The organism is Paraburkholderia ginsengisoli NBRC 100965 (genome assembly GCF_000739735.1).
Lineage (GTDB): Bacteria > Pseudomonadota > Gammaproteobacteria > Burkholderiales > Burkholderiaceae > Paraburkholderia > Paraburkholderia ginsengisoli.
Map to the genome: position 1 here is coordinate 860,011 of NZ_BBJF01000004.1, position 23,720 is coordinate 883,730.

At 62.0% G+C, this 23,720-nt stretch carries 31 protein-coding genes and 1 tRNA gene; 14 read left to right on the forward strand and 18 right to left on the reverse strand.

Going from position 1 to position 23,720, the window contains the following annotated elements:
- Positions 1 to 47 precede the first annotated feature (47 nt).
- Positions 48 to 305 carry a hypothetical protein gene (locus tag BGI01S_RS07880; protein WP_042323908.1) on the forward strand — a complete coding sequence of 86 codons (258 nt, stop codon included), beginning with the start codon at positions 48 to 50 and terminating at the stop codon, positions 303 to 305.
- Positions 306 to 325: 20 nt separating this feature from the next.
- On the opposite strand, the gene BGI01S_RS07885 is transcribed toward BGI01S_RS07880, so the two are convergent.
- The 4 genes from BGI01S_RS07885 to ssuD form a co-directional block, all read right to left on the reverse strand.
- Positions 326 to 541 carry a TOBE domain-containing protein gene (locus BGI01S_RS07885; protein ID WP_008922916.1) on the reverse strand — a complete coding sequence of 72 codons (216 nt, stop codon included), beginning with the start codon at positions 539 to 541 and terminating at the stop codon, positions 326 to 328.
- A gap of 50 nt (positions 542 to 591) precedes the next feature.
- The gene (locus BGI01S_RS07890) at positions 592 to 1,590 is read right to left on the reverse strand and encodes an ATP-binding cassette domain-containing protein (RefSeq protein WP_042323911.1); all 999 of its coding nucleotides are present in this window, start codon (positions 1,588 to 1,590) and stop codon (positions 592 to 594) included.
- Positions 1,587 to 2,444 carry an aliphatic sulfonate ABC transporter permease SsuC gene (gene ssuC / locus BGI01S_RS07895; RefSeq protein WP_042323912.1) on the reverse strand — a complete coding sequence of 286 codons (858 nt, stop codon included), beginning with the start codon at positions 2,442 to 2,444 and terminating at the stop codon, positions 1,587 to 1,589. The genes BGI01S_RS07890 and ssuC overlap by 4 nt, the downstream gene beginning before the upstream one ends.
- A gap of 62 nt (positions 2,445 to 2,506) precedes the next feature.
- Positions 2,507 to 3,667, reverse strand: coding sequence for an FMNH2-dependent alkanesulfonate monooxygenase (gene ssuD / locus BGI01S_RS07900; protein WP_042323914.1), 1,161 nt, complete (start codon positions 3,665 to 3,667; stop codon positions 2,507 to 2,509).
- 508 nt (positions 3,668 to 4,175) lie between these two features.
- Between ssuD and BGI01S_RS07905 the strand changes: the two genes are divergently transcribed.
- Entirely contained in the window at positions 4,176 to 4,601 is a 426-nt protein-coding gene (locus tag BGI01S_RS07905) for a hypothetical protein (protein WP_042323915.1), read from the forward strand.
- 153 nt (positions 4,602 to 4,754) lie between these two features.
- On the opposite strand, the gene BGI01S_RS07910 is transcribed toward BGI01S_RS07905, so the two are convergent.
- Positions 4,755 to 5,891, reverse strand: coding sequence for an enoyl-CoA hydratase/isomerase family protein (locus tag BGI01S_RS07910; protein ID WP_042323918.1), 1,137 nt, complete (start codon positions 5,889 to 5,891; stop codon positions 4,755 to 4,757).
- A 46-nt stretch (positions 5,892 to 5,937) separates the two neighbouring features.
- A complete protein-coding gene (locus BGI01S_RS07915) occupies positions 5,938 to 6,960 on the reverse strand; it encodes a TetR/AcrR family transcriptional regulator (RefSeq protein WP_042324499.1) in 1,023 nt (340 codons plus the stop codon).
- Positions 6,961 to 7,092: 132 nt separating this feature from the next.
- On the opposite strand from BGI01S_RS07915, the gene BGI01S_RS07920 reads away from it, so the two are divergent.
- Positions 7,093 to 8,091 carry an NAD-dependent epimerase/dehydratase family protein gene (locus BGI01S_RS07920; protein WP_042323919.1) on the forward strand — a complete coding sequence of 333 codons (999 nt, stop codon included), beginning with the start codon at positions 7,093 to 7,095 and terminating at the stop codon, positions 8,089 to 8,091.
- Positions 8,092 to 8,284: 193 nt separating this feature from the next.
- Here BGI01S_RS07920 and BGI01S_RS31315 read toward each other — a convergent pair whose 3' ends face one another.
- Both BGI01S_RS31315 and BGI01S_RS07930 read right to left on the reverse strand, forming a co-directional pair.
- Complete coding sequence (locus BGI01S_RS31315) at positions 8,285 to 8,569, reverse strand: DUF1488 family protein (protein ID WP_042323921.1); 285 nt, start codon at positions 8,567 to 8,569, stop codon at positions 8,285 to 8,287.
- 176 nt (positions 8,570 to 8,745) lie between these two features.
- Positions 8,746 to 9,009 (reverse strand): hypothetical protein, encoded by a 264-nt coding sequence (locus BGI01S_RS07930; RefSeq protein WP_042323923.1) that lies wholly within the window; start codon positions 9,007 to 9,009, stop codon positions 8,746 to 8,748.
- Positions 9,010 to 9,275: 266 nt separating this feature from the next.
- Between BGI01S_RS07930 and BGI01S_RS07935 the strand changes: the two genes are divergently transcribed.
- Both BGI01S_RS07935 and BGI01S_RS07940 read left to right on the forward strand, forming a co-directional pair.
- Positions 9,276 to 9,467 carry a hypothetical protein gene (locus BGI01S_RS07935; RefSeq protein WP_042323926.1) on the forward strand — a complete coding sequence of 64 codons (192 nt, stop codon included), beginning with the start codon at positions 9,276 to 9,278 and terminating at the stop codon, positions 9,465 to 9,467.
- A gap of 72 nt (positions 9,468 to 9,539) precedes the next feature.
- Entirely contained in the window at positions 9,540 to 9,929 is a 390-nt protein-coding gene (locus BGI01S_RS07940; RefSeq protein WP_042323928.1) for a hypothetical protein, read from the forward strand.
- A gap of 123 nt (positions 9,930 to 10,052) precedes the next feature.
- Here BGI01S_RS07940 and BGI01S_RS07945 read toward each other — a convergent pair whose 3' ends face one another.
- Entirely contained in the window at positions 10,053 to 10,385 is a 333-nt protein-coding gene (locus tag BGI01S_RS07945; RefSeq protein WP_408638613.1) for a DMT family transporter, read from the reverse strand.
- Positions 10,386 to 10,395: 10 nt separating this feature from the next.
- Positions 10,396 to 10,893, reverse strand: a complete 498-nt coding sequence (locus BGI01S_RS07950; protein ID WP_042323933.1) for a heme-degrading domain-containing protein — start codon at positions 10,891 to 10,893, stop codon at positions 10,396 to 10,398.
- 274 nt (positions 10,894 to 11,167) lie between these two features.
- On the opposite strand from BGI01S_RS07950, the gene BGI01S_RS07955 reads away from it, so the two are divergent.
- The 4 genes from BGI01S_RS07955 to BGI01S_RS07970 all read left to right on the forward strand — a co-directional run bounded on the left by BGI01S_RS07955 (position 11,168) and on the right by BGI01S_RS07970 (position 13,577).
- Positions 11,168 to 11,244, forward strand: a tRNA-Met gene (locus BGI01S_RS07955).
- Positions 11,245 to 11,607: 363 nt separating this feature from the next.
- A complete protein-coding gene (locus tag BGI01S_RS07960; protein ID WP_042323935.1) occupies positions 11,608 to 11,799 on the forward strand; it encodes a hypothetical protein in 192 nt (63 codons plus the stop codon).
- A 117-nt stretch (positions 11,800 to 11,916) separates the two neighbouring features.
- A complete protein-coding gene (locus BGI01S_RS28940; RefSeq protein WP_052400430.1) occupies positions 11,917 to 12,711 on the forward strand; it encodes a helix-turn-helix domain-containing protein in 795 nt (264 codons plus the stop codon).
- A 497-nt stretch (positions 12,712 to 13,208) separates the two neighbouring features.
- On the forward strand, positions 13,209 to 13,577 hold the full coding sequence (locus BGI01S_RS07970) for a hypothetical protein (RefSeq protein WP_042323937.1): 369 nt from the start codon (positions 13,209 to 13,211) through the stop codon (positions 13,575 to 13,577).
- A 309-nt stretch (positions 13,578 to 13,886) separates the two neighbouring features.
- Here the strand turns inward: BGI01S_RS07970 and BGI01S_RS07980 are convergent, their stop codons facing one another.
- From BGI01S_RS07980 to BGI01S_RS07995, 4 genes are all read right to left on the reverse strand, one after another.
- Positions 13,887 to 14,168: a hypothetical protein gene (locus BGI01S_RS07980; RefSeq protein WP_157004129.1), complete on the reverse strand. Its 282-nt coding sequence runs from the start codon at positions 14,166 to 14,168 to the stop codon at positions 13,887 to 13,889.
- A gap of 2 nt (positions 14,169 to 14,170) precedes the next feature.
- Positions 14,171 to 14,521 (reverse strand): hypothetical protein, encoded by a 351-nt coding sequence (locus tag BGI01S_RS07985; RefSeq protein ID WP_042323943.1) that lies wholly within the window; start codon positions 14,519 to 14,521, stop codon positions 14,171 to 14,173.
- Positions 14,522 to 14,740: 219 nt separating this feature from the next.
- Positions 14,741 to 15,106 (reverse strand): hypothetical protein, encoded by a 366-nt coding sequence (locus BGI01S_RS29450; RefSeq protein WP_232624359.1) that lies wholly within the window; start codon positions 15,104 to 15,106, stop codon positions 14,741 to 14,743.
- Positions 15,107 to 15,275: 169 nt separating this feature from the next.
- Positions 15,276 to 15,929 carry a hypothetical protein gene (locus BGI01S_RS07995; RefSeq protein WP_042323945.1) on the reverse strand — a complete coding sequence of 218 codons (654 nt, stop codon included), beginning with the start codon at positions 15,927 to 15,929 and terminating at the stop codon, positions 15,276 to 15,278.
- Between BGI01S_RS07995 and BGI01S_RS08000 the strand changes: the two genes are divergently transcribed.
- Positions 15,928 to 16,179: a hypothetical protein gene (locus BGI01S_RS08000; RefSeq protein WP_042323947.1), complete on the forward strand. Its 252-nt coding sequence runs from the start codon at positions 15,928 to 15,930 to the stop codon at positions 16,177 to 16,179. The genes BGI01S_RS07995 and BGI01S_RS08000 overlap by 2 nt on opposite strands.
- A 351-nt stretch (positions 16,180 to 16,530) precedes the next feature.
- Here the strand turns inward: BGI01S_RS08000 and BGI01S_RS08005 are convergent, their stop codons facing one another.
- On the reverse strand, positions 16,531 to 18,189 hold the full coding sequence (locus BGI01S_RS08005) for a hypothetical protein (protein WP_157004130.1): 1,659 nt from the start codon (positions 18,187 to 18,189) through the stop codon (positions 16,531 to 16,533).
- Positions 18,190 to 18,193: 4 nt separating this feature from the next.
- Positions 18,194 to 18,763: a hypothetical protein gene (locus tag BGI01S_RS30110; RefSeq protein WP_157004131.1), complete on the reverse strand. Its 570-nt coding sequence runs from the start codon at positions 18,761 to 18,763 to the stop codon at positions 18,194 to 18,196.
- 53 nt (positions 18,764 to 18,816) lie between these two features.
- Here BGI01S_RS30110 and BGI01S_RS30115 point away from each other — a divergent pair, with 53 nt between their 5' ends.
- Complete coding sequence (locus BGI01S_RS30115; RefSeq protein ID WP_157004132.1) at positions 18,817 to 18,984, forward strand: hypothetical protein; 168 nt, start codon at positions 18,817 to 18,819, stop codon at positions 18,982 to 18,984.
- A 472-nt stretch (positions 18,985 to 19,456) separates the two neighbouring features.
- Here BGI01S_RS30115 and BGI01S_RS28945 read toward each other — a convergent pair whose 3' ends face one another.
- Positions 19,457 to 19,804, reverse strand: a complete 348-nt coding sequence (locus tag BGI01S_RS28945; protein WP_167335633.1) for a site-specific integrase — start codon at positions 19,802 to 19,804, stop codon at positions 19,457 to 19,459.
- The gene (locus tag BGI01S_RS28950) at positions 19,780 to 20,784 is read right to left on the reverse strand and encodes an integrase arm-type DNA-binding domain-containing protein (RefSeq protein WP_167335634.1); all 1,005 of its coding nucleotides are present in this window, start codon (positions 20,782 to 20,784) and stop codon (positions 19,780 to 19,782) included. Before BGI01S_RS28950 ends, BGI01S_RS28945 begins: the two co-directional genes overlap by 25 nt.
- Positions 20,785 to 21,363: 579 nt before the next feature.
- On the opposite strand from BGI01S_RS28950, the gene BGI01S_RS08015 reads away from it, so the two are divergent.
- The 3 genes from BGI01S_RS08015 (at position 21,364) to BGI01S_RS08025 (ending at position 23,580) form a co-directional block, all read left to right on the forward strand.
- The gene (locus tag BGI01S_RS08015; protein WP_042323950.1) at positions 21,364 to 21,909 is read left to right on the forward strand and encodes an NUDIX hydrolase; all 546 of its coding nucleotides are present in this window, start codon (positions 21,364 to 21,366) and stop codon (positions 21,907 to 21,909) included.
- A gap of 9 nt (positions 21,910 to 21,918) precedes the next feature.
- Positions 21,919 to 22,656 (forward strand): leucyl/phenylalanyl-tRNA--protein transferase, encoded by a 738-nt coding sequence (gene aat / locus BGI01S_RS08020; RefSeq protein WP_042323952.1) that lies wholly within the window; start codon positions 21,919 to 21,921, stop codon positions 22,654 to 22,656.
- 102 nt (positions 22,657 to 22,758) lie between these two features.
- Positions 22,759 to 23,580 carry an arginyltransferase gene (locus tag BGI01S_RS08025; RefSeq protein WP_042323954.1) on the forward strand — a complete coding sequence of 274 codons (822 nt, stop codon included), beginning with the start codon at positions 22,759 to 22,761 and terminating at the stop codon, positions 23,578 to 23,580.
- Positions 23,581 to 23,720 lie beyond the last annotated feature (140 nt).

The window sequence follows — 23,720 nt, forward strand, 5'->3', positions numbered from 1 at the left end:
CCAGCGACAAACCCAGCAGCCAGCCCACATCGCAAAAGGAGGACGACATGAAGCGAAGCAGATGGACAACGCTGACGACAGTCATCGCGTTCACCGCGGCCGCGACGACCGCCACCGTGGCGCTCGCGCAAACCCCAAAACCCGCGTCACCGGATAACAACGCGCCAATGATAAAACCGCCGGAAGCCGCTTCCGGCTCCGGCGGTGCGAGCAATCCGGACAACATGCCGATCAAGCGTCCGCGCCAACCGACCAACGACCGGATGACGCACGAGCCGCCCGCGAGCGGCGCGAACGCGAAATAGCGCGGCTTGATAACGCGGCTTTACAGGCGCGCGATCGACACCTCCGTCGACTTCACCAGCGCGACCACTTCCGAACCGACCTTCAGTTCGAGTTCGTCGACCGAGCGCGTGGTGATCACCGACGTGACGATACCGAACGGCGTCTCCACGTCGACCTCGGATACCACCGAGCCGCGGATGATTTCCTTGACCTTGCCTTTGAACTGATTGCGTACGTTGATTGCGGAAATGCTCATATCGAGTGACTCCAAAGATGCGGTTAATGACAACAGTCAGTCAAGGAAACTCAGACCGCCCAGCGGACTTCTGTCGGCCGCCTGAGACGGTTTGCGTCATGCTCGTCGTACGGACGATCGGACAACGCGTCGTCGTTCGGCGCGTTCTTCAGCACGCGTTGCAACACGTGTTCTTCGAGCGCGGCGAATCCCGCCGACGCCCGCGCGCGTGGCCGCTCCAGCGCGACCGGCTGATCGAGCGCAATGCGCCCTTCTTCGATCAGCAGAATCCGGTCGCCGAGCGCCACGGCTTCATGCACGTCGTGCGTGACGAGCAGCGCGGTGAACTGGTGCTCGAGCCACAGTCGTTCGATCAACGCATGCATCTCGATGCGCGTCAGCGCGTCGAGCGCGCCGAGCGGCTCATCGAGCAGCAGCAATTGCGGACGATGCACGAGGGCCCGCGCCAACGCCACCCGCTGACGCTGACCGCCGGAAAGCTGCGCCGGCCAGTCGTTGGCCCGTTCGAGCAGGCCCACTTCGGCGAGCACCGCGCGCGCATCGTCGCGCGCGCTGCGGCCCAAGCCGAGCATCACGTTCTGCAGCACGCTTTTCCACGGCAACAGTCGCGCGTCCTGAAACATGATGCGGGTGTCGAGCGGGCCGCCATCCTCGGCGCGCTTGTCCAGCACGCCCGCACTGGTCTTCTCCAGCCCCGCGACGAGCCGCAGCAAGGTCGACTTACCGCAACCGCTACGACCGACGATCGCGACGAAACTGCCGCGCTCGATCGACAGATCGAATTCGGACAACACCTTGCGCTCGCCGTAGCGTTTGCCGACCCCGCGCAATTGCACCGAGTAGTCGGACGATGAACGGGATGCAGCCGCCGCGCCATTTCGCGTGAGTGCGCCGGCCGGCGGTAGCGCGTCGCCGCGTGTGGGATCGGCCCGGTCGACGTCCGCGGCTTCATCCGCGTCATGACCGGCGATCCTCGGCTGCGCGAGTTCCGCTTCGAGATCGCTGCCCGCAATACCGCCGAACGACGCCGACAATGTCGTTGCGTTCATCCTTTCGCTCCTCGTTGATAGGCCGGATGCCAGCGCAGCGACACGCGCTCCAGGCTCTTCGCGAGCACGTCGGCGAGTTTGCCGAGCGCCGCGTACAGCAGAATGCCGACCACCACCACATCCGTTTGCAGGAATTCACGCGCGTTCATCGTCATGTAGCCGATGCCCGATTGCGCGGAAATGGTCTCGGCGACGATCAGCGTGACCCACATCAGCCCGAACGCGAAACGCACGCCGACGAGAATCGACGGCAACGCGCCCGGCAGAACCACATGGCGGTACAGCGCGAACCCCTTCACGCCATAACTGCGCGCCATTTCGATCAGGTTCGCGTCGACCGAACGGATGCCGTGAAACGTGTTCACGTAGATCGGGAAGAACACGCCGAGCGCGACCAGAAACACCTTCGCCTGTTCCTCGATGCCGAACCACAGGATCACGAGCGGGATCATCGCCAGCGCCGGGATGTTGCGGATCATCTGCACCGTCGAATCGAGCGCGACTTCGGCGGGCTTGAACAGACCCGTCGCGAGTCCGAGCACGAGGCCGATGCCGCCGCCGATCGCGAATCCCGACACCGCGCGCCACGTGCTGACCTTCACGTCCGCCCACATTTCGCCGGACTGGATCAGCGACCACGCCGCCTTAACGACCGCGAGCGGTTCGGGCAGCACGCGCGTCGACAGCACGCCGCTGCGCGCGGCGAATTCCCACGCCAGCAGGATCGCCAGCGGCGCGAGCCAGGGCGCCAGATGCGCGCCGATGCGGCGTAGTGCGCTTGAGGCCGCGTCGGCATTGGTGTCCGCGCCAGCGTTGGCGTTGCCGCGCTCCGCGCTCACGTTGGCTTGAGTCATGATGGTTTCCTCATTGCTAGTCGAAGGTCGTGCGTGCCGTGCGTACCGCGCGCATCACGCGCTCAGCTCGCGCTCGCCGCCTTCGGCAGATAGTTGTTGCCGACGATCTCGCCGAACGGCCCCGACAGCGGTCCATTCGAAACCTTGTTGCGGCGGTTCGGCAGCAGCGGGAACACCAGCTCGGCGAAGCGATACGACTCTTCAAGATGCGGATAGCCGGACAGAATGAAGGTGTCGATGCCGAGGTCGGCGTACTCCTTCATGCGCGCGGCCACCTGCTCGGGATTGCCGACCAGCGCCGTGCCCGCGCCGCCGCGCACGAGGCCCACGCCCGCCCACAGATTCGGATAGACCTCGAGCTCGGCTCGCCCGCCGCGCTTGCCGCCGTGCAACGCGGCCATGCGGCGCTGTCCTTCGGAATCCATCTTCGAGAACGACGCCTGAGCGCGTGCGATGGTGTCGTCGTCGAGATGGCTGATCAGCTTGTCGGCGGCGGCCCATGCTTCTTCTTCGGTCTCGCGCACGATCACGTGCAGGCGAATGCCGAACTTGATCTCACGACCATGCGCGGCAGCGCGTGCGCGAATGTCAGCGATCTTCTTCGCGACCGCCTCGGGCGGCTCGCCCCACGTCAGATAGGTGTCGATATGCTCGCCCGCCATGTCGTGCGCGGCCGGCGACGAACCGCCGAACCACAGCGGCGGATGCGGGTTCTGCACCGGCGGATACAACGCCTTGCCGCCCTTCGACGTGAGATGCTTGCCGTTGAACTCGATCGCGTCGTTGGTGTGCGAAGCGGTCAGCAGCTTTCGCCAGATGTGCAGGAATTCGTCGGTGATTTCATAGCGCGTGTCGTGATCGACGAACACGCCGTCGCCTTCCAGTTCGGCCGCGTCGCCGCCGGTCACGACATTGATCAACAGACGCCCGTTCGACAGACGGTCGAACGTCGCCGCCATCCGCGCGGCCAGACCCGGCGACGAGATGCCCGGACGGATCGCCACCAGGAACTTCAAACGTTTGGTCGCGGCGATCAGGCTCGACGCGACCACCCAGGCGTCTTCGCACGAACGGCCCGTCGGCAGCAGCACGCCTTCGTAGCCGAGCGTGTCGGCGGCGACGGCGATCTGCTGGAAGTAGTCGTAGTCGGCCGCGCGTGCGCCTTGGGACGTACCGAGATAGCGGCTGTCGCCGTGAGTCGGAATGAACCAGAACACATTCATTTTGCTGCTCCTGCTAGTTCGAAACTGGTTGAACGGGGACGTTGCGGGAGGTGTCCGCGCACACGCCGGCCGCGCGCATCCAACCGGCACACGGCCGGGCGATGCAACGAAAAAGGGGCTTGAGAAATGGGCGGTGCGGCCGCGCGCTATGGGCGACAGCGTCGGCACCGGCGCGCTTGCGCCATGCGGTGGGTAAAGATCGGCATCAGGCAGGACATCGCGACGGCTTCCCTCGACCAAACGTGCGCATGACGCGCTCGATTAAACGGGCGACGGCGCCAAACGCCGTCTGCATGAAGAAGCAGTCTATGGATCGGGGCGCGCCTTTTGAACGATTTTTTTTAGCTTAGGTTTTCCACTTTCGTGATTAGCCCGACGCTAAAGCATACGGGTGTTGCGCTTTATGCACGCGGAAAACGCGGGACCCCTATATATAATGGCGCACATTTTCCAATAATCCGGTACGGGCCACGCGCAGCACGCCGCCCGTACCCTGGCGGTGCAATGCATGCAAAAACTCATCCTGCCGTTCGTCGCCGGTTTTCTGGCATCCCTGTTCTTTCACGAATCGACGCTCGCGCTGATGCACGCAGCCGGCATGATCGAAGCAAGTGGTTTTTCGACCGCGCCGTTTTTACCGCTCGGCTTGCCAGAGTTCATCGCGAATGCAATCTGGAGTGCGTTCTGGGCTGTGCTGATGGCGTGGCTGCTGCGCGTCGCGCCGCATCGACACGCGCCGTGGGTGCCGGCCTTCGTGTTCGGCGGCGTCGTGCTGACGGCGGCGAGCGTGTTCGTCGTCGATCCGCTGCGCGGCATCTGGCCGAGCGGCAACATGCTGCCGCGCCTGGCGGTCGGTTTCGCGGCGAACGCGCTGTGGGGCTGGGGCGCGCTGGTGTTCATGCGCGCTTTTATGGCGAGTGAAGACGAGGAGTGAGCGCCTGGGGAGCGAGTCCGCAGGGCGGTGGCGGTGGCGCGACCGATGCGCTGCACCACGGCTCGCTTTGAGGCTTTGAGGCAGGACAGTCGCCGGCTTACGCCGACGGCCTTGCCAACATGGACTCCCGCGCTTCGCCCTCTCTACTTCTATTCAACCGCGCAAATCGCGCAACGGATGTTCGTTCGCCGGCCACGGGCTCTCGAACATCTTCTCCACGTCGGCGGCACTCACATCTTCGATGCGGGCGAAGCGCCAGCGCGGCGCATTGTCCTTGTCGATGATGCGCGCGCGAATCCCTTCGAGCGTATCACCCGCGAAAAAGCTCGAACGCGTCAGATCGAGATCGCAACGCAATACGTCGGCCATCGAACCCTCCGCGCGAGTCACTACTTCCAGCGACACCGCCATCGACAACGGCGAGCGCTCGCGCAACACCCCGATCGTCTGCTCGGCCCACTCCGCCGCGTCGCCCGCGCGGCTGCGCTCCTGTTCGAGCGACGCGAGAATCCCCGCGACGTCGGACCACGCGAAATGCCGGTCGATCAACGCCCGCGCGCGCGCCAGTGAAGAAGCGTCGGGCTGCGGCACGACCTGATGAGCAAGCGCCTCGCGCTGGATACAGGCGACCACGTCCGCGCCCCGCTCGAACAATTCGCTGCGCAACGTATCGACGAGCGCGGGCAAGGCCGAGTCGTCGAGATACGTGTCGGCGAGACCCGCGTAGAGCGCATCGGCCGCGCCGATCGTCTCGCCGGTCACCGCCAGATAGCGGCCGATCGCGCCGGGCGTGCGCGCCAGAAACCAGCTCGCGCCGACATCGGGAAAGAGGCCGATGCGGGTTTCGGGCATCGCCATCTTCGTCGAGCCGGTGACGACGCGCAGGCCGCCGGTGCGATGCGCGCCCTGCGAGATGCCCATGCCACCGCCCATCACGACGCCGTTCATCAACGCGATATACGGCTTCGGATACGTGAAGATCGCGTGATTGAGGCGATATTCCTCGGTGAAGAACACGTCGCGCACGTCATGCTCGCCGCGTTGCGCCGACTCGTACAGAAAGCGGATATCGCCGCCCGCGCAGAACGCGCGCGGATGCTGGCTGCGCACGACGACCGCGAGCACGTCGGGATTTTCGCGCCACTGATCGAGCGCCGCGTGCATCGCGCGAATCATGCCGGTCGACAGCGCGTTGAGCGCCTTCGGCCTTTCCAGTTCGATGAAGCCGATGCGATTGGCTACGTGGGTCGCGACTTCGTCGCTGACGGCGGGCGAGGCGGAAATGGACATGGAGAGCGAGGCGCAGCGGCGTTGAGTAAAGTGGAACTGAACGTTATCACGGGGTCGCGGCTTTGCGTTTCGAAGCCGGCGTGCGGGGCTTTTTCGCCGATGCTTTCGATGACGCTTTCGCTGACTTGTCGCTCGACGGCGCTGGCGATGGCGACGAGCCGCTGGCGAGCTCAGCGGCTTGGGTCGGCTCGGCAGGCGCGGCGGACTGCGAGTCGGCGGGCGCCTCTGCGTGCGTCTTCTTGCGGTCTCCGGCCGTGCCCGCGACGCGGCGCGGCTGTGCGGTTTCCTGGTCGACTTGTTCAGCGGGTTGCGGCGTGCCGAGCCATGCGTCGAGTGCGACGCCCACCACCGTATCGAGCGGCGCGGTCGGAAACACCGGACACGTGAGATGCAGCGCGACGACCCCATGCAAGGTCGCCCAGAACGCCTCGGCCCACACGGCCGGGTCCGTCGAAGCAGGCAGGCGCCCCGCCGCCTTGAGTTCTTCGATCGCGGTGTTCATGAGGTGCAAGGCGGTTGCGCCCGGATCGTCGGTGACGGTCAGTTCGGGGTTGTCCGCGGCCTCGCCCGCTTCGGCCGTCGACGTCGCCACCGTTACCGATGCCGTGGCGCCTGCCGCTACCGGGTCCGACGCTGTGAGCACGGCTTCATCGTTCGCGAGCGCCTTGCCCTTCCCCGCCGCCGCTGCAGCACCCGCGCCACCGAGCGCCGCGCCCGTATAACTCGGGTCCTCCATGAAGATCAGCCGGTACGTCTGAGGATGCGCGACGCCAAATGCCACATAAGCGCGGCCCAGCCCCTTGAGCCGCTCGGCCGGATCGGCGACGCCCGTGAGCGGCACGAAGGTCTCCAGCAATTGCGCATAGCCCTCCGCGCACAGCGCATGGGCGATCTCGTCGCGGCTCGCGAAATGGAGGTACAACGTGGCGGGTGAATATTCGATGGCGTCGGCGATCTTGCGCATCGACAGCGCGGCGAAGCCCTCGCGCATCACGATGCGCCGCGCGGCATCGAGGATGCGTTCGCGCAGCGCCTGTTTCTGGCGGTTCTTTCGTTCGGCGATTCCCATGACGAGCATTTTCAGGTTGACAAACTGAAAAGTCAAATTAAACTGAACACCGTTAAGTGAACAGTGTTCAGTAAATTTTTGCCTATCAACCAGATCACCGGGCGCGCTGCGGCGCTGCTTCGAGGAGTCGTGATGGAACAGCCAGGAAAAGTGGGTCTATTCGGCGCCGCGGGCGCGGCCGGCCGCAGCATTGCGGCGGCGCTCAGCGCGGCGGGCCGGCCGTACCGGGTGGTCGGCCGCTCGCGCGAGCCGCTCGACGCCGCGTTCGGCCACGACCCCCTCGCGGAAATCGTCACGTGGAATCCCGACGATCCAGCGTCGATCCGCTCAGCAGCCGCCGGTTTGCAAACGGTGATCTATCTGGTCGGCGTGCCCTACGACCAGTTCGCCGCCCATCCGCCGCTGGTGGAGAAAACGCTTGCCGGCGTGGTGGCGGCGCACGTCGAACGCTTCATTCTGATCGGCACCGTGTATCCGTATGGTCGCGCGCGCGGCAATCCGGTCCGCGAGGATCATCCGCGCGAGCCGCACACGTTCAAGGGGCGGATGCGGCTCGCGCAGGAAAATCTCGTGCTGGCGGCGCACGGCCGCGGCGGCCTCTCGACGCTGGTGCTGCGCCTGCCCGACTTCTACGGCCCGTGTATCGAACGCAGCCTGCTGAACGGCGTGTTCGAAGGCGCGGCGACCGGCAAGCGCGCGCAGATCGTCGGGCCGGTGGATGTGCCGCATGAATTCATCTATCTGCCGGACGTCGGGCCCGTGGTGGAGACGCTCACGCGCACGCCGGCGGCCTATGGACGCTGGTGGCATCTGGCCGGCACGGGCACGCTCACGCAGCGCGAAGTGGCGCGGCAGGCTTATGCGCTGGCGGGGCGCGCGCCGAAGCTGCTGGTGGCGGGCAAGACGATGCTGCGCGTGCTGGGCCTGTTCAATCCGCTGATGCGTGAGCTGGTGGAGATGAACTATCTGATGACCGAGCCGTTAGTGCTCGATGATTCCGCGCTGACGAAGCTGCTCGGCCCGATCGCCAGAACGTCGTATGAGGAAGGGATCCGGCGGTGCTTCGAAGCCGCGCGCGACGCGGCTTCGGCCAGCGGAGTCATGCAGCGAAGCGCCGCGAAAACGGTCTGAATGACGGAGACGGGAGCCGCGCGCTTGCGCGGCGCAATTGGGCTGGTCGATTCGCGAAGCCCACGGCGAGTTTCGCCGCCGATGCGACGCAGGGCACTCAGACCCTTGGCGCAACCGGCGCGCACCACGAAGCCTATCGAGCTAGCGAGCGGCGGCGAGCCTCTATCCTTGGGGCAGGCTCCAACCACCACGCTTACTCCACCGCGTTGCCGGGCGGAAAGTGCCCACTCTTGAGCAGCACGGGCGTGCCGTTGCTGATCTGCAAGTGCTCACGCGCGACGGCCTCGATGCGCGGACGCCCGGCGTCGAACGCGCGCAGCCAGCCTTCGCGGTCCTCGGTGTAGGCACCGAAGTGGTCTTCGAGCGCTTCGACCGAAATCGCGCACGGCACCGGCTCGCCATCGACCAGCGCGGGAAAGACAACGGTCAGATTGGAGCCGCGGTAAGCAGGCGCGTCCGCGGGAAACCGAATTTCCATGGTCGCCTCATCAGAAGGGTCCGGCAGGCAAGTGGCGCCGGCCACAACCGGCCGGCCGCCGCCAACCCCGCTATGGTACTCGCGCGGCCGGAGCGCGGTCCAGCGGGCGGCGGCGCATTCTTCCGGGCCTTCAGGCGCGCCGGTGGCGTCGTGTTCGTCGGCATGGCGCCCGGGCATCAGCGCCCTCCCAGCAGACGATCGACATAATCGCGCGCCGCCTGCTCGACGAACACCAGCGCCTCTTCCTCGCTGCCGAAGCGCTGCTCGCCGCCGAGTTCGAGCAGCGTTTCCATCCGGTGCGGATCGTCCGGACCGTGTTCGGCGAGACTCACCGAACCGACATAGGTGCCGCCCGCGTGCGGCGCATCGGCCGCCGGCACGAAGCGCGCGGCGGCGCTGATGTAGTAGCCGCGATAAGGTCCGCTGACCCGTTCAGCCATAGTATTTCTCCTCGTTGCGATTGATAGTCGAACGCTGCGCGCCGCGGCGCCGGCCTGCATGTCGCCGCAGGTCCGCGCGGAACGCGTCGCAACATATGCGCTCGTGGCAAACAGCGAGTAAGTAAGGCGCCGTACGCGCCGATAAGTTCGCCCGGCGCGCGACGGCTGGCGTCGGATCGCACTTGTGCGGCCCGCGCGAGTCGAACCTCGACATCGGCACGATCCGTGCTGCCGCAACACGCCATTTCTAATCCGACGAGCGCAATATGGGAAAATATTTTCTGCAGAACCACGAACTGCCCGAGCCGGATGCGGCGAACCGATGGTTTGCGTATGCCGAAAGTCACGGCATCGACATTCCGAAAGCCATCAGCATCTGGGAAGACGCGGCCACCGAAACCGGCACGGAAAGCCGGCGGCAGGTCGGCGCGGCGGGCATCACGATCGAGACGCCCTAGCCTTCGGCGCGCACCTCGGTGTCGACACCGGGCCCAATCCTCTATTCGAATCTCTGAAAGGAAAATCTCACGATGCATTTCATGACGCAATCGCGCCGCGTCGGCCGCTTCGGCCGCTTCCGATCCAGCAGCGCGTTCGCGCCGGTTCGCCGGGCAGCGCTGTCGGCCGCCCTGCCCGCCGCCGTGCTGTTGGGTGCGGGACTCGCCGGCTGCGCATCGTCGAACACGACGTCGCTGATCAATCTGCCGAACGGCCAGACCGGCTTCGCCGTGAATTGCAGCGGCGCCGACGCCGCATCCAGCTGGGCCTCCTGCTACGTGCAGGCCGGCAATGCATGCGGCGCGACCGGCTACGACATCGTGTCGAAAGATAACGACGAAGGCGGCACGGCCGGCGGCAGCGTCACGAACGTCGTGTCGGCCAACGTGAAAAACCGCTCGATGATCGTGCGCTGCAAGTGAACGCCAGGCGCAACGTCCGGCGCATCTGAACGCCGGGCGTTGGCGTCGCGTGGCACGTCCGCATGACGATGGCGTGGGCGAAAGAAGTGCCGACGACCCTCGGCGCGGCGTCGAATCGCCGGGTCAATGCGCCTGCATCTTCGAAAAGATGTTCAACACCGCGACGCCGGCAATGATCAGCCCGAGCCCGATGATCGCCGGCACGTCGGGCACCTGCCGATACAGCACGAGCGCGACCAGCGTGATCAGCACGATGCCCGCGCCGGACCACACCGCGTAGACGATGCCGACCGGAATGCTCCTGAGCGTCAGCGACAGGCAATAGAATGCCACGCCATAGCCCAACACGACGACCGCCGACGGCAACATCCGCGAGAAACCTTCCGACGAACGCATCGCCGAGGTCGCAATCACTTCGGCGACGATCGCGATGCCGAGCAACGCATACGGAGGCATCCGCATCGCGTCAGGCCTTCGCGAGCGCGAGCTTGCTGTAATCGTGGCCGAGATGCGCGCACAGCGCTTCGACCACCAGCTCATGATCGGCGCGCTGCGGCAGCCCGGAAACCGTGATCGAGCCGATCACGCCCGCGCCTGCGACCGTCAGCGGAAACGCGCCGCCATGCGATGCGTATTCCGTGTTCGCCAAGCCGTGCTTCTCGGCGAGCGTGCTGCCCGCCTGTTGCATCTTCAGGCCGATCGCGTACGAACTGCGACGGAAATGCGCGACCGTGTTGCCTTTGCGGCGCGCCCAGTCGACGTTGTCCGGCGTCGCGCCGCCGAGCAGGCTGAAGAACAGCGGCTGACCGAAGGTGCGCACGTCGATCGCGGCGGGGATGCCGCGCGCCTTCGCGACCTCGTGCAGATAGGCGCCGATTTGCCACGCGCGGTCGGCATCGAATTGAGGGAACACGAGAGCGTGTTCCTGAGCGGCAATCACTTGCAGGTCGTGAGCGATATCCATGGGGTTCAGAGCAAGGTAAGAGTTGAGGCGCTCGCCGTTGTCCGTTGTGAATGCCTGGCGAGCCGCGAAGAAGAGAACCTGATTCTAGCGCAGCGTTCGACGCGGGTTTGCCGGCAAGCGACGTGGTCGATGCGTGCTACGACTTTGGATCATCGAGGGCGGCGCATGATGTACCGCATGGCGTGCCAGGCCGGGCCGCGTCGCGAGTGAAGGCCACTCTTAAATAGCTGTTGCATTGGCGTAAGCTTTGTCCTATAATCTTTTCTTCGACGGACGCGGGGTGGAGCAGTCTGGCAGCTCGTCGGGCTCATAACCCGAAGGTCGTAGGTTCAAATCCTACCCCCGCAACCAAGAGCATCAAGGCTTTACGGCAGTTTTCTGTGTCGCTCACAATTGCCCTGAAATATCGGCAGGACAATCGCCGCGCATTTTAAGCGAAATTGCCGAAAAACTAAAACCCGCTTCGAGCGGGTTTTTTGTTGTCCGTCAATCGACGGCACCCGTCCCAGGCATTCCGCCACTACTCCACCGAATCGCAATACCCCATAAAAACGCGCGCAAGATTTGCGACCGGCGCAGCGCGCGGGTCTCGATGCGTTCGGAAACCTTATACGGTAGTTGTTTCAATCGGATGATTGAACTAGGCTGGCGAACAGGCCGGGAAATTTAACAATTTTCCGCGCCCCCTCTATTCTACTGATGGAGGCTTCGCCGATGTCCTACGGTCTTGATATGGAACAGGTCCGGTATGAGACGGACAGCAACGGAAACCGGTTGCGGGCCATCGTGCCCCTGTCGATGTTTTCCGCGCTAACCACGTTCTGGATAGAAGTGCGCCGCGCAGAGACGGCGCGCATAGAATCACGCGCACGCCCCGGCATGTATCGCGCCTCGCTTGACGGATAAGTCCAAGGTGAACCGGAAGCGGCACAGGAACGCTCTGCAACGGCCAGCCATGCGCCACCATCGCCCTACGTACAGGAAGGCAAACACGGCCGCAAATGGGCCGATCTGATAGCCCGCATGCCCGCCGATTCCACCCCGGCCAGCGAAGCGAACGGCGAACCGGCCAACGCAACACAATTCCGCGCCGACATTTCCCCCAGTACGGACGATGCACCGCACGTTGCGAAGCTCAAAGGCGATATTTCATCGTCACAGAAATTTTTCGCCCGTGAGTTCGAGGAAGAACCACCCGCCGAAGTGCTGGAACAGATCAACGAGGGTGTCTATTTCCTGCGCGCCTGGCGACGGTATCGGGGCTGGTCGATAGACGAAATGGCCGAGCTTTTCGGCACGACGCGATCGAACATCGAGCAGCACGAATACGGGAAGGCGCGGCCGTCAAGGACGACACTCGATCGCTTCGCGACGTACCTTGATTGCCCCGTTGCCCAGCTTACGCCGAAGGCCGGAAGCAACACCCAGCCCTGGCTTACCGTGATCGAAGGCGGCGACCCGAACACCCCGCCACACGCGAAGACAGAGCCACGCGCGCCCGATGATACGGATTACCCCGACGTGGTACTTGCCCACATGATCGCCGGCAAGTCACCGCTGACCGCATGGCGCTTGCATCGCCGCCTGTCGCTCGCGCAACTCGCCGAGCAGTACGGGTCAAGTGCGAAAAATATCCGGCATCTCGAAGAGTCGGCCACGCTTGCAAAGCTATGCCCCATTCTGCACTGCAAACCCGAGCAGCTATTGCGCCCTGCGAGTCTTGAAGTACCGGCCGCGCCGGTTCGTGTGCGCGAAGTCACGGACGATATCAACTTTCATCGCAGAAAAAAGGCAGGTCGCGAGGCGCGCATGGCGTAGCCTTACGGAAGCAGAAGCGACGCGCGAAAGTGCTTTTTTTTGAATCTTATGGTATGGCATAAGAAAACCTAAAAGAGGTCTTATGGAGTACATTGCACTGCTTATAGAATCCAGGCTTAAACCGTTGCTATAGTGCCCGCAGTATCAATCACCGCAAGCGGAGCACATGCAATGTCAGCAGCCCAGGGACGCAAGAGGAGCCAGACAGGAAAACCAGATCAGGGGGAAGGCGCGCGAAGGAATCGCATAAACGCGCCTACGACAAAGACAACGATATCGGTGGAGGTGGAATTGCTCGCGCGCATCGATGCCTACGCGCACCGTCTGGGTATCTCGCGTAGTTCGCTGATGTCTATTGCGACGAGCATGTTTATAGACAATCTTCTTGAGAGGCGAAGGGAATGATCCAGGTACGGGCCGACTTGCTTATCGATGCGAGGATGTACTAGCGCGTAACCGAATACGCGCGCCGGGAGGGTCTGACGCCCGAAGAAGTTTTGTCTCAGACAATTGATGCGCTCGCGCAGCATATCGAAGGGCTCACGCCAGAAACGCACGACTACGTGCGCATGCGTGCGCTGTGCGAGGCGATGGGCTATACGGATTACCGCGTGTTCCCGAGCGGGCGCAGGGCCTGCATAAGACAGTTGGGGCACGCCGCGGCAATTCTCGCGGATATCACACCGGACGGCGGCGGCGAACTATGGTGCTATGCCACTGCGGCGCACGCACGCGAAGCGCTCGTCACGTGGGGCGGTCCGCAAAGAGCGAGCCGCAAGGCTGGCAGCATCACCCCACCACAGGCCGGAAACGGCCGGACGGCGACGAGGCAGAGGAATATATCGAGTCCTGAGCGTTGGCTGTGATCGCATCGCGCGAGGCATCCCCAGGACCAACGCCACGCAGGCCCAGAGTGGTTCCGATGATGCGCGCCAGTCCATTCCGTGCGGATTCGCTGGCGGCGCAACTCTACGCGCTCAAAACAGGCGCAGAATGCTGGCGCACGGATGCACGCAAGAACCGGCGCGCGTGCGTGCGGGCAATCGCCGACATCCGCGCGCGCGAACCGTTGCGCGACTACGACATAGCGCCGTGCCACGTTACGTTCGATCGCGCGAGATGGCCGACCAGGCGCATGCTCTGCGTTACCCGCATTGCGTGACAAAAACCGCACGTCACGTATCGGGCGTCCTGCGCGTGTCGGCGATGATATCGCCGTGTTGCGCATACGCCGCGAACGCAATCGCGATGTTCAATACGACTTCGAACGGCGTTGCATAGCGGTGCATGATGATGGATACACAAACGGCCGCCGCCATCGAGGCAACAAGCGTGCGCGCAACCGTCACGCGTAACGAAAGACGCCGCCCCGGTTGCGCGCGCGGACAGCCAACGAGATACGCGATTGCCGCGCACGCAAGCGCATTCGCAATACTCCAGAATGCGTCATTGTTCATCGTCATTGCCCGGTGTACGAGCCCGTAATGCGTTTGCGCGCTTCCTCGCTAATGCGGCTCGCGATCGACGGGAAGAATTTTTCGGCCTGTTTGAATGCGGCAATCAACGCGCCGACCACCAGGGCGCTGGAGAGCGCGCCGCCCATCATGCGAGGCATCCACGGCAGGCGCTCCATTGCCCAGGGAGCGATACCATAGCCGAGTATTGCGGCAATCACTGCATAGACATATTTGCGGCCGCGTCGCGATTCGGTCGTTTCAAGCAGATAGACGAATGCGCCGCACACGTTACCGACCGCGATAGCCGCATGTATGTCGTCACCATTCCAGAGGCCGGCAAGCGCTTCCCACATTTCACGCGGCCTATGCCCTGTGCGACTTACGCGAGGCCAAACGCACTCTTTGCCGCCGCGTAATACGTTTCACGTTTCGCATGTTGATCCATCGCGGGGCCATTGATAATGCGCGTAGTCTGCGCAAAGTCGTTTCTGTCGGCTGCTACGTTGCACCCGTGCGAAGCCCAGAACCATCCGGCCGAACGCGCCGCGAGTACGTCATCGACTGCGAGCAGATCAGGTTGCGCAACAAGATCGACGCCGAGCGCGCCCGCAATCGCGGTAGTTGTCGAAGAACGTTATCTGCTTAAGCCCGCGCCCCCTGTATCGCCATCCGTCGCCGCTCGCGGCGTCGCCGTTGCCGTAGCGGTTCGCATAGGCAAGGTGCGCTATCTGTTGTTGCCGTGCAGGCGGTACGGTCTTTTCGTCAGGATGGCGGCCAAGCGTGCACGCATCGAAACGGGTACGCGTGAGAAGATCGCGAGCGCTTCGGGCCGGTAATTGAAATGATTCGGTGAGTTGGGTAAAGCCCGCGCTCTCGTGGCGTATCTGCGCGATGAATGCCGTTTGACGTGCGGCCGTATTGATCGCGAATTCGGACATTGCGGCCGACACGGGCGCGAACCATCGCGGCAAGTGCATCGGAAAGGCTCCCGGCTCGCTGGAATGTGATCTGGTCCATGTAGCCTCCAGACAATAAAAAGGGCCGCACAAGGCGGCCGGATAGCAAAAAGACCGCGCAATGGCGCGCCCTTTACAAACGCAGTGAAGATCAACCAATCTTGATGTAGGACAGATAGCCCTGAAGGTGCAGCGGATTCTGGTTCTGTGTGCCAGGTACTTTTGAAAAGCCTAGCCACGTTGACATCCCGGCCTGCCAGTCCCCAATCGCACCAAATAACGCAAGTGTTCCGAGGCTGCCGCCTGTTGCGAGAGTCGAAAGCGGTGGCGCGGGATAGTTCTGCACGGCGTACTGGTAGACGCCTGGGAAGGTGTACTGCTGGCCTGTGGCGGCGGTGATCTGCGCTGGCATCTGGTATGTGTCCGATGCAAGCGGAATCATTTTGGCGCTGCCGCACACAAGATAGAGCCCCGTTGCGCCGAGCAGTAACGATCCGTCAGACGCTACGCTGTATTTGAAACCATTCGACGCGGACACCCCGATGTTGAAATCCAGCCCGTACCAGTTTCCATGATCGATCCCACACCCGCTATTGGCCTGGTTGCTGTTGCCCAGCTCAATCGTCAGGGTCGGTAGCGAAGCAGCAAACGACGACGGCTTATTGAGAATCTGTGCGAGGCCGGATGTCGCATTCCAGTCCGCGTTAACCGGCGCGGGTGGGATTGCGGGCGTGTCTTTCAGGTCCGCATAGTCGCCGCTGGTTGCGACGGCTGAGCCCGGCCGCGTCGCTGGAGATAACGCCATGTCATCGAAGAATGCGAAACAGCGCGAAACGCTGCGCGGGCGCGTGCCGCCCGAGCGCGGCGAGGATGGTACGGAAGACGTGATCGAGTGGCGGCCCGATTGGGGCCAATGTTGCAGCGAGTGCGGGCAAACCCCGTGCATGGTCGGCCTGAGCAGCGGCAGCGGTGTTGTCGTTATCGAGGCCACGCGCTGCGCGGACTGCCTCGATAACGATAGCGCGGCGCGTGTGGCTATAGGTTCAGACTACTGATCGGAGGCACGCGATGAACGCCGCAGCGAATCGCCGAGATGTGTTTCCGATGCCCGCAACGTCGCCGAGCAAGCGCGCGCCGAATAACGAGCCGCCGCTAACCGTTGATGAATTTTGCCGTCGCTACGCCATGAGCCGTTCCACGTTTTACCGGATGCGACGCAGGGGGCAGACGCCGCAGGAAATGCGGGTGGGCCGCAAGGGGCTTATCACGCTCGCGCGCGCGCGAGTGGGAGCGCCGCATGCAGTCGGGGGAGAGAAAAGCGCATAGATAGCCTAAGCCCGTAGTTGACGGCCCGCAAAGTTACGCGGGCCGTCTATACGTCGCAACGCTCACAGGCTACGAATAGATCACCGCGGGTACCACGTTACACTCCCATTGGTCGCGTCGAAGCTGACCCTTGGAAAAGGCGGGAATGATGAAGTCCCTACTAGGGTACTATTTCCCGTGCCCGGATCAATGACAAAATCAAAGGCTGTTCCGGAAGAGAGATAGCTTATGTATTCAATGGTCTGGCCTTGCTTGTTGAATTTCCAGAGACTTCCACCCGTGCCCGTGTCGTTCGATGTAAGCATCTGAGTCTGCCTTATGTAACCATTGGGATAATTGAAAAGAAGTTGGGTATAGCCGCCAGTAGGTAGGATAACTAGTTGCTCTTCCATTAGCCCGCTTGCGTCATAGCGATTATGGTACATGCGCCCATCCTCGCTCTGAGTGGCGATAGAGCTTTTTCCGGTATTGTCAATCGAAAAAAAATTCCGTCCCGGATTGATTACGAATATTGAGGAGTCTGCCGCGCTTGAGTATGCAATGCCATCATCGCCGACGGTCCATATCTCTCCCGACTCTTCGTTGACCAGGGTGCTTCCGGCCAAAACCTCAGGATCGCTGGTTTCAAAAATCACAGTAGTGGATTTTTGCGCGTAAACGCGACTGGTTTGACCGCGGACGATCAAACTGTTCCCGCTCGCGACAAAGATAAAGTTATTGTCACACTCGACAGTAACAGTCTTGCCGGACCCGTCGATGTATATGAAATGGGTTGGTGCAGCTCCGGTCGCTTTAGAGTCGGCCGCAACTGTGTAATTGTGTCCCGTGCCCGAAATCCATACTTCAGTAGCGTCGCCAATCTGGTCGTCTTTAAAGACGTTACTGAAGCTGCCGTTCGCGTACACATTGAGGCCTGATTTGCGAGTGGACGATTGCGCCAAATTCCACACGTCTTGCGTTTCAACCGCGCTTGTCAATTGTAGCGGTGTGTCGTCAACCGGAGCGCCGTAAATATATTCGACGCCGTTAGCAAACGTAACGCGCACCCCGCCTTTGGGGGACGGGCTCGCGGCCGTCGGCATCATCATTTCCCAGTCATAGACCCAGCCAGCGTTGTCGACCTGGGGCACCGGAAGGCAGCCAGAAAAGCACTGTTCGAGCGTCGTTGAAAAGGCATCAGTGAACGATGACTGTTCAGACGGGGAAAGCTGATCGTAATAAGAATGGATGGGGCTTTTAAGGAATTCGAAAACGTCGCTCAGCTTCGTTGAACTCGGGGTTTCCCAGCTCGCAACTGTAAGGACCGCGCTAAGCACGCCCAAGCCGATAGCCGCCCGCGGAGAAGCAGCAAATGCGCGAACGCTTAACGCAGCCCCGACTACTGATGCTAGCTGGCTTATCTGCACTTCGCCGATGCCTTTCTTATACGCGGTATTCGCGACAGAGGCAATTGATGCTGCCAGACCAACCTTCGCAGCGTTCGACGCCAACTTGCCCATTAACGCGCCAGCCGCCGGAGAATCCTCCTTGAACTGCAGCAGCATTTGAGTGCTCGAACTCGCAATCCCAGCCACGCTAGCACCGGCGCTTACCGCCGCACTGTATTTGACCAGAGGGTCTTTCTGGTTTTGATCCAGTGCGCTGGAAACGTTGTTTGCGGCGTCGGCTGAGTTGACTGTTCCCCCGATCAGGAAGTTAACGAATGAAGATACAGCTTGTGACGTTGTAACTGATGCCATGTTTTTAGAAGTTCCTCATGCTAAAACGTAATGCGCTGCGTATAGAAATGCTCCACAGCACAACAGCAACCAGGTATAAGCCAGGTAGCAAAAAAGTAATGCCGCGCATACTTTTCAATTTTGAGTATGAATCAATCTCCGATAACAACTCCTCGCCTGTTAATGTTGATACTTTTATTAGCCAGCACCCCCCTTTTCCGTTTAGCAGATAAAATCCATCTACTCGCAAAGGCACGGCGTTTCCGTGCAACGCTATGAATTCCTTGATGCTGGAGTATTCTTTTATGTATTCGACTGGAAATATCTTTCCGTCGCTCGATCGAAATCCGCAGAAATCTGCACTATCCGTTTGTTTTGAGCATTCTTTTGTAATGAATGTCCCAACTTCCCTTATGATCGGCGCAACGGGTGGCAAATCTCCCTGATAGGGAGAGGACGAAAAATATGAAAAGAGAGGCGAAAATAACGTAACAATAATTGCCATCTCCAGAACGAACCGATCATCCTTTTGTCGCGGGGAAAGTTTCGTATCAGCCTCATATAGAAGATCAGCCAATGACTTAATAATATTCATCGAATCTATGATTATCCAGGTTGCGCTTTTTGCTTGTTTATCATTAAAAGTCTATGATTAATTTCGATGGATTCAACGGGAAAATACTTGGAAATGACGAACAAAATTCTTTTCTTGAAAAAGAAAATTCCGAACTCAATGCGCATAAAATGGCTTCGCGATTGCGGCGTGATCCTTTGCGCGATGTAGGTTTTGCTCGACCGCAGATGGAAACTCTGTGAGCGAAACCTATAACGTTCAGGGAAATGCGCGACGCATCGGACAGGTTTCGATCACGTCATGATGAGAAGCCCGCTTGCGCGGGCTTTGACACGGCACTTTGTCAGGCGTTGGCGTTCTCCAAGCCCGCGCGTGCCTGTTTCCTAGATGTCCTGATGCTGCGGGTTAGCTGCCGTTCCGCTATGGCAGCATTAACCGACTGCCGCCCCATATGACACAAAATCAGGCCGTATGCGTCGATCACGAGGTCGGATCATGAATTGCCGCTACCTTCCGGCATTTGCCGATGTGACGCCGCATTGTCGTAGTAAGCTGCTATCCCCTCGCTGCGGATGTGAACCGGATGGCGTAATTGGAAGTCCTGTCGCCTCTATCCGTTACTGTTGCGAACACGTCGGCCGTGCCGTTCGCGTCAATCTGCGCGCTGGTCAGGGAAACGCTTCGAATGTTCGTTTTTTTGTTCCTGTAACGAGGTTATGCCGCAAGGCGCGGGATGCTAGCAACCTGCGCGATGTTCGGGCCTGAGAGTTGCAACGCCGACACTGCACGCAATTTGTTGTTGGGCGCCAAGTGCGCGTAACGCATGGTCATAGCCAGCGAAGCATGGCCGAGCAGTTCGCGCACTATGTTCAGGTCAACACCGCTTTGTACAAGCCACGATGCGAACGTATGGCGCATGTCGTGCCAGCGGTACGACTCGATGCGCGCCGCCTTGAGCACGGTCGCAAATGATTTCTTCATGCACTGGATAGGCTCGCCGGATTCGCCCGCGAACACATAGACGCTATCCGGGTGCGCTAGGGGCTTCCACGTAACGAACACGTCATAGAGCGCGGCATTGATCGGAATATGCCGTGCTTGCCCGATTTCGCGTGTTCGTCACGCACGGTAACGATACGGTGTACCAGGTCGATATCCGTCCAGCGCAGGTTAAAAAGTTCGCCCTTGCGTAGCCCGGTCATGATGGAGGCAAGCACGGCCGGGCGCAGCGGGTCCACAAATTCGGCTTGCGCCAGATCGGGGAGCACCGGCAAGCGGCGGCGGCGGCGGTGTTCGTTCGTGCGCTCGCGCGCGGCGCGTATGTCGTTCTCGCGGGCAACCATCGCCTTGTAAAGCCGGTCGGCTTCATCGCGCGTCAGGTAGCGCACCTTGCCGGACGGTTCTTGCAGCATCTTGACTGTCCGCATGGGGTGCGCCGCGAGGATTTCCGCGTCTACCGCGAACGTCAGCAAGCCACGAAGCGCGGTCAGCTTTTTGTTAGTTGTCGAGCGCGCGAGGCCCGCCGAAATCTGCGCCGAGCACCATTCCTTGAGGGGGGCGGCGGTGAGTTGATCGAGCGGCAGGTCGAGGAAATCGGGGAACGATTGCAGGATGATTTGCGCGTTGGCGTCGCCGTGGTCGGCCGTCTTGCACACCGTGCGCGATTCGGCGCGATAGGTGTCTTCGAGGTAGCGGCGCAGGGTCGGCACGCCGCGCACCGTTCTGGTGAGTTCGGTGCGCTTTACCTTGCGCACCGCCGCAACCGTGAGGGTGTCGCCCTTATGGTCGATAATCTCGCTTTCGCGCTTGGCCGCGTTGCGCGCATCGCCGGGATTCATGGCGGGGTAATAGCCGATCGTTTTGCGGCCCTGGGTGCCGTCCGGCTTCGTCCAGCGGTACGTGTAGCTTGCTGAACCTGCGGGCGTCACCTTCACCCCGAAGCCCCGTAGTTCGTCGCACTGGTACGCCTGATAGTCGCCCGTGCCGCGCAGTGCGCGCATGAAATCCCGATCAATCCTGAAGCGCTGGTGTTTCGTTCCCATCGTGTCGTCTCTCTCTGCGTCGCGCCGGGCCGGTAGGACAAATCTAGGACATTTGCCGTTTGGCACCGGGTGCAACTGGGTGGCATTGAGAGAGACACACAAGCACCGGAAAGCCTTGAAAAACAACGGTTTGGCACTGACTGAGACGGGGTGAGACTGAAAGTTCGCCCTCATAACCCGAAGGTCGTAGGTTCAAATCCTACCCCCGCAACCAAGAGCATCAACTGGTTGGAGACGTCGAAAAAAACATTGAAGGCTTGCCAGATCGGCAGGCCTTTTTTGTTTTGTGCTGCACGTCGTGTTGCGCATCCCCACCCGGGTCTTCGACGTGCCGCATTCTTGCCGGCCTCTTTTGGACTTCGGCAACCACATCGCCGCGCGCCGCCGCATCAATCAATCCCCATCCAATAGCTTCACCCCTGCACGACCACTTCGTCACGCGCAATTCAATTCGGATTCCGAACAGATTTGTTCATTGCACCCCGGCCATTTCCGCGCCGCTCACCGGCTCCGCTCGCCCACCTCAGCAAACCCCCGCCCCGGTGATAAACTCCCATCACTCCTTCTCGTCCCCTTCCTATGAAATTCTGTTCTGTCTGCGGCCACGGCGTCAGCCTGAGCATTCCGCCGGGCGACAACCGCGAGCGCTTCGTCTGCGGCAGTTGCGGCACGGTGCATTATCAGAATCCGCGCAACGTGGTCGGCACCGTCCCGGTCTGGGACGACAAGGTGCTGCTGTGCCGCCGCGCGATCGAACCGCGCTACGGCTACTGGACGCTGCCCGCGGGCTTTATGGAAATGGGCGAGACGACCGCTGAAGCGGCGTCGCGCGAAACGCTGGAAGAAGCCGGCGCGCGCGTCGAGGTGCAGAGCCTGTTCTCGCTGCTGAACGTGCCGCACGTGCATCAGGTGCATCTGTTCTACATGGCGCGGCTGCTCGATCTCGACATCGCCGCCGGCGAGGAAAGTCTCGAAGTGAAGCTGTTCGAGGAACACGAGATTCCGTGGGACGAGATCGCCTTCCCCACCGTCGGCCAGACGCTGCGCTTCTTTTTCGCCGACCGCGCCACCGGCAGCTTCGGCCTGCACACGGGCGACATCTTCCGCTCGCTGCGCGAAGGCTGAGCGGCGCGCATGGTTCCCTGGCTCGGACCTGACGATCCGTTCCCGCCCGTCGAGCGTGCGCTCGGCGCGGCCAGCGGCGCTCCCGGTCTGCTCGCGGCGAGCGGCGACCTGCTGCCGTCACGGCTGATCGACGCCTATCGGCGCGGCATCTTTCCGTGGTACTCGGACGGCCAGCCGGTGCTGTGGTGGAGCCCCGACCCGCGCATGGTCCTGCGGCCCGCCGAATTCAAACTGTCGCCCTCGTTGCGCAAGACCCTCAAGCGCGTGCTGCGCGAGGACGCCTGGGAGATCCGCGTCGATCACGATTTCGCCGCCGTGATGCGCGCCTGCGCACAAGCGCCGCGACGCGGACAGCGCGGCACGTGGATCACCGCGGACGTCGTCGAAGCGTATTCGTCGCTGCATCGGGTGGGCGACGCGCACAGCATCGAAACATGGTTCGAGGGCAAGCGCGTCGGCGGTCTGTATGGCGTGTCGTTCGGCAGGATGTTCTTCGGCGAATCGATGTTCGCCGACGTCACCGACGCGTCGAAAATGGCGCTGGCGGCGCTCGTCGCCCACTTGCGCCGTCACGAAATAGAAATGATAGACTGCCAGCAGAACACGTCGCATCTGGCGTCGCTGGGCGGTCGCGAGATAGCGCGCAAGGCGTTCGTCGCGCATGTTCGCGCGTCTGTCGACGCAGCGCCGATTCCCTGGCGCTTCGACAAGACCGCGTTGCTCGAGCTCGTCGCGCGAGCGGCGTAGGAAGAATCAGGCCGAATCCGGATCCGTCGCCTACCGAGCCGCGGGTCGCACACCGCAAGGCGGCGGGTTCGCATTACCAGAGACGCTTCGCGAGCTGCCAACGTGACTCATCCCAACGAGCTGCCTCTTTCTCCGCTTTCAGCGCTGCAATTTTATGCAACGGCGCCGTATCCCTGCAGTTACCTGGATGGCCGCATCGCGCGCTCGCAGGTCGCAACGCCCAGTCACCTGATCAACTCCGACGTCTATACCGACCTCGTCAAGGCCGGCTTCCGGCGTTCGGGCGTGTTCACGTACCGGCCGTATTGCGACGGTTGCCGCGCCTGCGTGCCGGTGCGCGTGCCGGTCGATCAGTTCGAGCCGAACCGCACGCAGCGGCGCGTGTGGAAGAAGCACGGCGAGATGATCGCCACCGTCGCGCCGCTCCATTACGACGAGGAACACTACGCGCTCTACATGCGCTACCAGTCGGCGCGGCATGCGGGCGGCGGCATGGACCGCGACAGCCGCGACCAGTACGAGCAATTCCTGCTGCAAAGCCGGATCAATTCACGCCTCGTCGAATTCCGCGAGCCGCTGCCGGATCGGCCGGACTCACCCGGCATCCTGCGCATGATCAGCATGATCGACATTCTCGGCGACGGGCTCTCGTCGGTGTACACGTTCTTCGAGCCGGGGCTCGCGCAGACCAGCTTCGGCACCTACAACATCTACTGGCAGATCGAACAGGCGCGCAGCCTGAAGCTGCCGTACGTGTACCTCGGCTACTGGATTCGCGAAAGTCCGAAGATGGCGTACAAGGCGAATTTCCGGCCGCTCGAAGGCTTGATCGACGGCGCGTGGCGCGTGCTCGATCCCGCGAGCATCGATCTGCCACCGGTCGATCTGGCGATTCACGGCAGACGCGGCCCGCTCAGGCCGTAGCCGGTCGCGCGGACGGCGGCGCGTCGTGCGGTTCGCCGCGATGCGGATGCGGATGCGGGCGCGTATGCCAATGCTGCGCACGTAGTCCCGCAACAACGGCTCCGAATCCGCCAATCGGTCTCATCAAAACGCAAAACCGG